The organism is Kribbella endophytica (assembly GCF_054781295.1).
Map to the genome: position 1 here is coordinate 102370 of NZ_BAAGUR010000001.1, position 10388 is coordinate 112757.

The 10388-nt window shown below is 67.5% G+C and carries 4 protein-coding genes; 1 reads left to right on the forward strand and 3 read right to left on the reverse strand.

The features are described from left to right. Positions 1-36: 36 nt before the first annotated feature. Positions 37-1404, forward strand: coding sequence for a DUF1501 domain-containing protein (locus ACYVIO_RS00560; RefSeq protein ID WP_460648632.1), 1368 nt, complete (start codon positions 37-39; stop codon positions 1402-1404). 69 nt (positions 1405-1473) lie between these two features. Here the strand turns inward: ACYVIO_RS00560 and ACYVIO_RS00565 are convergent, their stop codons facing one another. The 3 genes from ACYVIO_RS00565 to rpoB all read right to left on the reverse strand — a co-directional run bounded on the left by ACYVIO_RS00565 (position 1474) and on the right by rpoB (position 10384). Further along, positions 1474-2757: a nuclear transport factor 2 family protein gene (locus tag ACYVIO_RS00565; protein ID WP_460648633.1), complete on the reverse strand. Its 1284-nt coding sequence runs from the start codon at positions 2755-2757 to the stop codon at positions 1474-1476. 212 nt (positions 2758-2969) lie between these two features. After that, positions 2970-6830 (reverse strand): DNA-directed RNA polymerase subunit beta', encoded by a 3861-nt coding sequence (locus tag ACYVIO_RS00570; protein ID WP_460648634.1) that lies wholly within the window; start codon positions 6828-6830, stop codon positions 2970-2972. Positions 6831-6898: 68 nt separating this feature from the next. Next, positions 6899-10384, reverse strand: a complete 3486-nt coding sequence (rpoB, locus tag ACYVIO_RS00575) for a DNA-directed RNA polymerase subunit beta (protein ID WP_425828828.1) — start codon at positions 10382-10384, stop codon at positions 6899-6901. Between the last annotated feature and the right edge of the window lie 4 nt (positions 10385-10388).

Consider the following 10388-nt stretch of genomic DNA (forward strand, 5'->3'; position numbering starts at 1 on the left):
GCGGCCGGGTCAATCTCTTTGTAGGAGACCTGCTCGATGAAGCACTCGGAAACTCTCTCTTCCCTGCACCCCGACTGCCCTGACTGGCAGCAGCTCGGGCCGACACCTGCCGACGCCGCTGTGCGCGCCCAGGCCGCCGCCGTCTCCGCCGAGGTGGACGAGCGGCGCGAGAAGTGGAGCCGCGGGTTCACGCGGCGCCGGCTGCTGGCGGGTGGGCTCGGCGTCGGTGTCGCGGCTGTGGCCGATCAGCTGGTGACCACGCGCATCTCGTGGGCCGCGCCGGGCGCTGCGACGACGGGGACGTTGGTGGTGATCTTCCTGCGCGGCGGGATGGACGGGCTGTCGGTCCTCGTACCGGCGGACGATCCGCAACTGCTGAAGGCTCGGCCGGGCATCGCCGTACGGGGTGCTTCGCTGATCGAGTTCGGCCGGGACTTCGGGCTGCATCCGGCGATGGCGCCGTTGACGCCGCTGATCACGTCCGGCCGGCTGGCCGCCGTACCGGCTGTGTCGACGCCCGACCTGACCCGCAGCCACTTCCAGGCGCAGGACTGTCTGGAGCGCGGTGGGGCTGCGCGGTCTTCGGTGCAGTCGGGCTGGCTCGACCGGGTGATCGCTCAGTTGGGACCTGGTACGACGTTCCGCGGGCTCGGGATCGGTGCGCGGATGACGCGGTCGCTGCTCGGGCCGACGAACCCGGTGATGCTGACCTCGCTGAAGGACTTCAGCGTGAAGGGGATCGACGGGGTCGCGCCGCAGACGTTGAAGGCGCTGGAGACGCTGTACACCGGGCTCGACCATCCGCTCGGCACGCAGGGGCTTGCCGCGTTGCAGGCTTCGGCGAAGGCGCAGAGCTACCAGCAGGCGATCCAGACCGAGCCGAAGGACCGTGGGTATCCCGAGGGTGAGTTCGGGTCGTCGCTGGCGACGCTTGCGCAGCTGATCAAGAACAAGGCCGGCGTGCGGGTGGCGGCCGTGGACCTTGGTGGGTGGGACATGCACACGGACATCGGGAACGTCGACGGCGGTGATCTGACCCGGTCGTTGAAGACGGTGGCCGATGGGTTGGCGGCGTTCACCGCTGAGCTGGGTCCGGAGCTCGAGAACACGACGGTCGTGACGATGAGCGAGTTCGGCCGGCGCGTGGAGCAGAACGGCAACAGCGGTGCTGACCACGGACACGGTGGAGTTGCGCTGGTGCTCGGCGGCCGCGTGAAGGGCGGCGTGCACGGCAAGTGGGAGGGGCTGGAGTCGAAGGTCCTGGACCAGGGCGATGTGCCGGGGACGAACGACTACCGCGACGTGCTGTCCGACGTCGTGATGGGCCGCCTCGGGCTGAGCTCCGCGCAAGCGAGCAAGGTGTTCCCAGGCTGGAAGCCCAAGTCGCTGGGGATCATGGCCTAGGAACTGACGCGGCCGGGGAGCAGCATCGGCGCCGACCAGGATTGGCCGGCGCCGAGCTCCCCGAGACGGTCAAGCGAGGAAGCGGACCTCGACGATCAGGCCGTCCTGCACGCGGTACATCACGATCGTCGGCACCGGACCCTGGTCGGTGTCGTGGCGGACGGACTGCTCCACCACCCACTCGCCCAGCATCATCCGCTGCTGCAGCTCGGTCTTGCACTTGCCCGCGTCGAACAGGGGCCCGTAGTACTCCCGCAGGGACCGCCGTCCCCGCAGTACGGCTCCGTCCGCGAACTGCAGCTGAGCCGTTGGCGAGTACAGCGCCAGGAACGCCTCGAGATCGTGCGCCGCGTACGTCGCGTGCTCCCGATCGATCACCCGGGTCGCCGGGGTGTCGAACGAGAACGCCGTCGCCACCACGGCCGTCAGATCAGGCGCTGCTGACGGAACGGAGGTGGAGGGCTTCTCGACAACAGGTGCGGGAGTGGAACTTACTGGTGCTGCCTTCGGGGCCGGGGCCGGCTTCTTGGGGGCAGCGGTGGTCTTCTTCGCCGGTGAGCTGGCGGGGCTCACCTGGGAAGTCTCGGTCGGCGTGGGGATCGGGAGAGTGGAGGTGGAGGTCGCGGTGGGGTCTTCGCCCAGGTGGGCGATGGCCCAGTCCAGCGCCTTGGTGACCGCGGCGCGGGATTCTTCGGTGTGGTCGAGCATGTCGAAGCCGTGTTGCCCTTTCGGTACGTCGATGATGTCCAGCGCGGCGCCGCCGGCGGAGACGAGCTCCGCGACCGGACCGGCGAGCTCGGCGCGCTCGCGGCCGACCCTCGTCAGCAGCACCGGCAGGTCCTTGTGTTTGCCGATCACTTCGGCAGCGTTGACCAGTTCGTCGACACCGGGCGGGGTGGCGAGCAAGGGGTAGGTCAGCATGAGACAGCGCAGCCAGTCCGGGCGGCTGTCCAACCACTCCCCCGCGAGCAGTCCGGCCCCCGAGAAGAACCAGAGCGCGATGCGCCCCGGATCCACCCGCGGGTCGGCCCGGAGAACACCGACGGCGGCCTCCACGTCGTCGGCTGCGGTGACCAGCTGGTCGAAGCCACGGATCAGCCCGTGCTCGACCACAGCAGCCACCAGACCGCGCTGAGCAGCCGCGGTCGCGTATCCCTGGAACACCGGCCAGTCCCGAGGCGACGCCTCGAGGCCGGGCGGCATGGGACCCCCGTGCACGAAGAGAATCGCGCCCGTCCGGGCAGTGCCGGCGGGGTGGTAGAGGTCGACCTGACCGGCCCGTTCCACCCGCACCTCCCCGGCGTCGGCGACCGGTAGAACAAAGGGCCGCAGGTAGGGCGGGAGATCCGTCATGGAGTCATCTTGGCCTATCCCGCAGACACTTGCAGCCGCCACCCCGCGAGGCTTGCCCAGACCTGTACCGACACGCCGGAAACGACCGCAGACAAGCGTTTGAGGTAGCCCCGGCAGCACCCCGGTACGCCGGACCGCAAGCCCCCGGAAACGCCGCGAGGGCGGCACCCCCTGGTGGGAGTGCCGCCCTCGGCGGTGTGCGGAGCTTCGGCTCAGTTCTGGTAGGAACCGAGGTCGAAGTCGTCCAGCGGGACCGACTGCCCGGCGGACGGCCCGAAGTCGTAGTCGTACGACTCGTAGCCGACCATCGAGTACATCGCGGCCTTCGCCTCCTCGGTGGGCTCCACCCGGATGTTGCGGTAACGGTCCATGCCGGTACCCGCCGGGATCAGCTTTCCGATGATCACGTTCTCCTTCAGACCGACCAGGGAGTCGGACTTGCCGTGGATCGCGGCCTCGGTCAGGACCCGGGTCGTCTCCTGGAAGGAGGCGGCCGACAGCCACGACTCGGTCGCGAGCGACGCCTTGGTGATACCCATCAGCACCGGACGACCCGAGGCCGGCGTACCGCCCTCGGCCACGACGCGACGGTTCTCCGCCTCGAACATGATCCGGTCGGCCAGCTCACCCGGCAGCAGGTTCGCCTCGCCGGACTCGATCACCGTGACCCGGCGCAGCATCTGCCGGACGATGATCTCGATGTGCTTGTCGTGGATGGCCACACCCTGCGACCGGTACACGGCCTGGACCTCGTCGACCAGGTGCTCCTGCGCCTTGCGCACACCCAGGATCCGCAGAACCTCCTGCGGGTCGGGCGTACCCTGCGTCAGCTGCTGACCGACCTCGACGTGCTGACCGTCCTCGATCAGCAGACGAGCGCGCTTCGACACCGGGTAGGCGACCTCCTCGGAACCGTCGTCCGGGGTGAGCACCAGCTTCCGGGTCTTGTCGGTGTCCTCGATCGCGATCCGGCCGGCGGCTTCACCGATCGGCGCCTTGCCCTTGGGCTGGCGGGCCTCGAAGAGCTCGACCACACGCGGCAGACCGTGGGTGATGTCATCACCCGCGACACCACCGGTGTGGAAGGTCCGCATCGTCAGCTGCGTACCCGGCTCACCGATGGACTGCGCCGCGATGATGCCGACGGCCTCACCGATGTCGACCGTCTTACCGGTCGCCAGCGAACGGCCGTAGCACTTGGCGCAGGTCCCGGTCTTGGCGTCACAGGTCAGCACGGAGCGGACCTTGACGACCTCGACACCGGCCTCGACCAGAGCGGCGATGGACACGTCGCCCAGGTCGCTGCCCGCGGTCAGTACGACGGTGCCGTCGGCGCCCTCGACGTCGGTGGCCAGCGTCCGTGCGTAGGCGCTGGTCTCGACGTTCTCGGCGTGCACGACCTTGCCGTCCGGACCCTTCTCACCGATCTGCTTGGGCAGACCGCGCTCGGTGCCGCAGTCCTCCTCGCGGATGATGACGTCCTGCGACACGTCCACCAGACGACGGGTGAGGTACCCGGAGTCGGCGGTCCGCAGCGCGGTGTCGGCCAGACCCTTCCGCGCACCGTGGGTGGCGATGAAGTACTCGACCACCGACAGGCCCTCGCGGAAGTTGGACTTGATCGGCCGGGCGATGATCTCGCCCTTCGGGTTGGCCACGAGGCCACGCATACCGGCGATCTGCCGGATCTGCATCATGTTTCCTCGCGCACCCGAGTGGACCATCATCCAGATCGGGTTGGCCTTCTCGAAGTTCTCCTCCATCGCCTTGCCGACCTCGGCGTTGGCTCCGGTCCAGATCTCGATCAGTTCCTGACGCCGCTCGGACGAGGTGATCAGACCCCGCTCGAACTGCTTCTGGACCTTCTCGGCCTGTGACTCGTAGCGCGCCATGATCTCGGGCTTCGACGGCGGCGTGCTGAAGTCGTCGATCGACACCGTGACACCCGAGCGGGTGGCCCAGCGGAAACCGAGGTCCTTCAGCGCGTCCAGGCAGTTCGCGACCTGGACCTTGGAGTAGCGCTCGGCCAGATCGTTGACGATCGAGCCCAGCTGCTTCTTGCCGACCTCGGCGTCCACGAAGGTGTAGTCGGCCGGCAGCGCCTCGTTGAACAGGGCGCGACCCAGCGTCGTCTCCAGCGAGAACCCACCGTTGTCGAGCGCGAGCGAGCCTTCCGGCGCGGCCGCCTCGTTCAGGCGCAGGGTGATCTTGGCCTGCAGCGACAGCTCCTTGCGGTCGAAGGCCATCAGGGCCTCCGCCACGGAACCGAACGCCCGGCCCTCGCCCAGCACACCGTCCTTCAGCATCGTCAGGAAGTAGATGCCGATGATCATGTCCTGCGTCGGCATCGTGACCGGACGGCCGTCGGCCGGCTTCAGGATGTTGTTGGTCGACAGCATCAGGATCCGCGCCTCGGCCTGGGCCTCGGCCGACAGCGGCAGGTGCACCGCCATCTGGTCACCGTCGAAGTCCGCGTTGAACGCGGAGCAGACGAGCGGGTGGATCTGGATCGCCTTGCCCTCGATCAGCTGCGGCTCGAACGCCTGGATGCCGAGCCGGTGCAGGGTAGGTGCACGGTTCAGCAGGACCGGGTGCTCGGTGATGACCTCTTCCAGCACGTCCCAGACCTGGGCGCGCTGACGCTCGACCATCCGCTTGGCGGACTTGATGTTCTGCGCGTGGTTGAGGTCGACCAGCCGCTTCATGACGAACGGCTTGAACAGCTCCAGCGCCATCGCCTTCGGCAGACCGCACTGGTGCAGCTTGAGCTGCGGGCCGACCACGATGACCGAACGGCCGGAGTAGTCGACGCGCTTGCCGAGCAGGTTCTGACGGAACCGGCCCTGCTTGCCCTTGAGCATGTCGGACAGCGACTTCAGCGGCCGGTTGCCCGGGCCGGTGACCGGACGGCCACGACGGCCGTTGTCGAACAGCGCGTCGACGGCCTCCTGCAGCATCCGCTTCTCGTTGTTGACGATGATCTCCGGAGCGCCCAGGTCGAGCAGACGCTTGAGCCGGTTGTTCCGGTTGATCACCCGGCGGTACAGGTCGTTCAGGTCCGAGGTGGCGAACCGGCCACCGTCGAGCTGGACCATCGGCCGCAGGTCCGGCGGGATGACCGGGACGCAGTCCAGGACCATGCCCATCGGGCTGTTGTTGGTGGCCAGGAACGCGGTGACGACCTTGAGCCGCTTCAGGGCGCGGGTCTTGCGCTGGCCCTTGCCGGTCTTGATCGTCTCGCGCAGGTTGTCGGCCTCGGCCTTCAGGTCGAAGGTCTGCAGCCGGCGCTGGATCGCGGCCGCACCCATCGCGCCCTCGAAGTACTTGCCGAACCGCTCCTTCATGGCGCGGTAGAGGATCTCGTCGCCCTCGAGGTCCTGGACCTTCAGGTTCTTGAACCGGGTCCAGACCTCGTCGAGGCGGTCGATCTCGCGCTGCGCACGGTCGCGCAGCTGCTTGACCTCACGCTCGGCGCCTTCCTTGACCTTGCGCCGGACGTCGGCCTTGGCGCCCTCGGCCTCGAGCTGCGCCAGGTCCTCCTCCAGCTTCTTCATCCGGGTCTCGATGTCGTTGTCGCGCCGGTTCTCGAGCTGCTTGCGCTCGACGTCGGTCCGGCCCTCCAGCGACGCGAGGTCGCGGTGACGCGACTCGTCGTCGACGTCGGTGATCATGTACGCCGCGAAGTAGATGACCTTCTCGAGGTCCTTCGGGGCGAGGTCGAGCAGGTAGCCGAGTCGCGACGGGACACCCTTGAAGTACCAGATGTGGGTGACCGGCGCGGCCAGCTCGATGTGGCCCATCCGCTCGCGGCGCACCTTCTGACGGGTGACCTCTACGCCACACCGCTCACAGATGATGCCCTTGAACCGAACGCGCTTGTACTTGCCGCAGTAGCACTCCCAGTCCCGGGTGGGACCGAAGATCTTCTCGCAGAACAGACCGTCACGCTCCGGCTTGAGCGTCCGGTAGTTGATCGTCTCGGGCTTCTTGACCTCGCCGTGCGACCACTGGCGGATCTCATCCGCAGTCGCCAGGCCGATCCGAAGCTCGTCGAAGAAGTTCACGTCGAGCACGATGTGTTATCTCCCGATTGTAAAAATGGTCTGAGTGAGTTGGCTGTTGATCTCAAGCGGCAACCCGCTCAGACCTCCTCGACACTGTTCGGCTCGCGCCGGGACAGGTCGATCCCCAGTTCCTCCGCCGCGCGGAAGACATCCTCTTCGCTGTCGCGCATCTCGACCCGGCTTCCGTCGGACGAGAGCACCTCAACGTTCAGACACAGGGACTGCATTTCCTTGACCAGAACCTTGAAGGACTCCGGGATACCCGGCTCCGGAATGTTCTCGCCCTTGACGATCGCTTCGTACACCTTGACCCGGCCGACCACGTCGTCCGACTTGATCGTCAGCAACTCCTGCAGCGCGAAGGCGGCACCGTAGGCCTCGAGGGCCCACACCTCCATCTCGCCGAACCGCTGACCACCGAACTGCGCCTTACCACCCAGCGGCTGCTGCGTGATCATCGAGTACGGGCCGGTCGAACGGGCGTGGATCTTGTCGTCCACCAGGTGGTGCAGCTTCAGCATGTACATGTAGCCGACCCCGACCGGTGCCGGGAAAGGCTCACCCGAGCGGCCGTCGAACAGGTTGGCCTTGCCGGTGCTGTCGACCATCCGGTCGCCGTCACGGTTCGGCAGCGTGGAGCCGAGGAGGCCGGTGACCTCTTCTTCCCGCGCGCCGTCGAAGACCGGGGTGGCGACGTTCGTCATCGGCTCGGCTTCGCCGGCGCCGATCTTGATCAGTCGCTGCGCCCACTCCTCCGGGCTGTCCGGGTCGACCTTCCAGCCGCGGCTGGCGACCCAGCCCAGGTGCGTCTCGAGGACCTGACCGACGTTCATCCGGCCGGGCACGCCCAGCGGGTTCAGGATGATGTCGACCTGGGTGCCGTCCTCCATGAACGGCATGTCCTCGACCGGCAGGATCTTGGAGATGACGCCCTTGTTGCCGTGGCGTCCGGCGAGCTTGTCGCCGACCGAGATCTTGCGCTTCTGCGCGACGTACACGCGCACCAGCTGGTTCACACCCGGCGGCAGCTCGTCGCCGTTGTCGCGGTCGAAGACGCGGACACCGATGACGGTGCCGTTCTCGCCGTGCGGGACCTTCAGCGAGGTGTCGCGCACCTCGCGGGCCTTCTCACCGAAGATCGCGCGCAGCAGCCGCTCCTCCGGGGTCAGCTCGGTCTCGCCCTTCGGCGTGACCTTCCCGACCAGGATGTCACCGGTGGTGACCTCGGCGCCGATCCGGATGATGCCGCGCTCGTCCAGGTCCGCCAGCATCTCGTCGGAGACGTTGGGGATGTCGCGCGTGATCTCCTCCGGGCCCAGCTTGGTGTCGCGAGCGTCGACCTCGTGCTCCTCGATGTGGATCGAGGTCAGCAGGTCCTGCTGCACGACGCGCTGCGACAGGATGATCGCGTCTTCGTAGTTGTGACCCTCCCACGGCATGAACGCCACGAGCAGGTTCCGGCCGAGAGCCATCTCGCCCTCGTCGGTGCACGGACCGTCGGCCAGCGGCGAGCCGGTCTCGACCCGCTGCCCCGCGTCGACCAGCGGACGCTGGTTGATGCAGGTGCCCTGGTTCGAGCGACGGAACTTCGCCAGCCGGTAGGTCTGGTAGGTGCCGTCGTCGGCGGCGATCTCGATCAGGTCGGCCGAGACCTCCTTGACCACACCCGCCTTCTCCGACACCAGCACGTCACCGGCGTCGACCGCTCCGCGGAACTCCATGCCGGTACCGACCAGGGGGGCGTCCGCGGTGATCAGCGGAACGGCCTGGCGCTGCATGTTGGAGCCCATCAGGGCGCGGTTGGCGTCGTCGTGCTCGAGGAACGGGATCATCGCGGTCGCGACCGACACCATCTGGCGCGGGCTCACGTCCATGTAGTCGACGTCCTCGACCAGCACGAGCTCGACCTCACCGTGGCGCCGGCGAACCAGCACCCGGTCCTCGGCGAACACGTCGTCGTCGGTCAGTGCCGCGTTGGCCTGAGCGATGACGAACCGGTCCTCCTCGTCCGCGGTCAGGTAGTCGACCTGGTCGGTGACCCGGCCGTCGACGACCTTGCGGTACGGCGTCTCGACGAAGCCGAACGGGTTCACCCGGCCGTACGTCGCGAGCGAGCCGATCAGGCCGATGTTCGGGCCTTCCGGGGTCTCGATCGGGCACATCCGGCCGTAGTGGGACGGGTGCACGTCGCGGACCTCGAAGCCGGCCCGCTCACGCGACAGACCACCCGGGCCCAGCGCCGACAGGCGGCGCTTGTGGGTCAGACCCGCGATCGGGTTCGTCTGGTCCATGAACTGCGACAGCTGCGAGGTTCCGAAGAACTCCTTCAGCGCCGCCACCACGGGACGGATGTTGATCAGGGTCTGCGGCGTGATCGCCTCGACGTCCTGGGTCGTCATCCGCTCGCGGACCACGCGCTCCATCCGGGCCAGGCCGGTGCGGAGCTGGTTCTGGATCAGTTCGCCGACCGTACGCAGACGGCGGTTGCCGAAGTGGTCGATGTCGTCCTCTTCGACGACGATCTCGCCCTGCGGCGCGTCCAGCTCGGTCTTGCCCTCGTGCAGCGCGACCAGGTACTTGATCGTGGCGACGATGTCGTTGATCGTCAGTACCGCGGTGTCGTGCTGCTCGTCGCGACCGAGCTTCTTGTTGATCTTGTACCGGCCGACCTTGGCCAGGTCGTAGCGCTTGCCGTTGAAGTAGTAGTTGTCCAGCAGCGCCTGCGCGGCCTCGCGCGTCGGGGGTTCACCCGGGCGCAGCTTGCGGTAGATGTCCAGCAGCGCGTCGTCCTGCCCGGAGGTGTGGTCCTTCTCCAGGGTGAGGCGGATCGACTCGTACTCGCCGAACTCCTCGAGGATCTGCGCGTCGGTCCACCCGAGCGCCTTGAGCAGCACGGTGACGTTCTGCTTGCGCTTGCGGTCCAGCCGTACGCCGACCAGGTCACGCTTGTCGACCTCGAACTCCAGCCACGCACCGCGCGACGGGATGATCTTGGCCGTGAAGATGTCCTTGTCGGACGTCTTGTCCGGCGTGCGCTCGAAGTACACGCCGGGTGAGCGGACCAGCTGGGACACGACGACACGCTCGGTGCCGTTGATCACGAACGTGCCCTTGCGCGTCATCAGCGGGAAGTCGCCCATGAAGACGGTCTGGCTCTTGATCTCGCCGGTCTCGTTGTTCATGAACTCGGCGGTGACGAACAGCGGCGCCGAGTAGGTGACGTCGCGCTCCTTGCACTCGTCGACCGTGTTCTTCGGCGGCTCGAAACGGTGGTCGCGGAACGACAGCGACATCGTGCCGCTGAAGTCCTCGATCGGGGAGATCTCCTCGAAGATCTCTTCCAGGCCGGACGGGCCGGACAGTTCGGTCCGTCCCTCGGCCTCGGCGGCGGCCACACGGCCTTGCCAGGTTTCGTTGCCGACCAGCCAGTCGAAACTGTCCACCTGCAACGCCAAAAGGTCCGGCACCTCGAGAGGCTCGGAGATCTTGGCGAAGGAGATGCGGCGTGGTGAGCCGGAAACGTCGGTAATGCTGTCGGACTGGGGGTTGCGCGAGGCGACCAAGGGG

Excerpts from the sequence above, each read along its gene's own strand:
- ACYVIO_RS00560 (WP_460648632.1), top strand. The coding sequence starts at position 37 with ATGAAGCACTCGGAAACTCTCTCTTCCCTGCACCCCGACTGCCCTGAC.
- ACYVIO_RS00565 (WP_460648633.1), bottom strand. The coding sequence starts at position 2,757 with ATGACGGATCTCCCGCCCTACCTGCGGCCCTTTGTTCTACCGGTCGCC.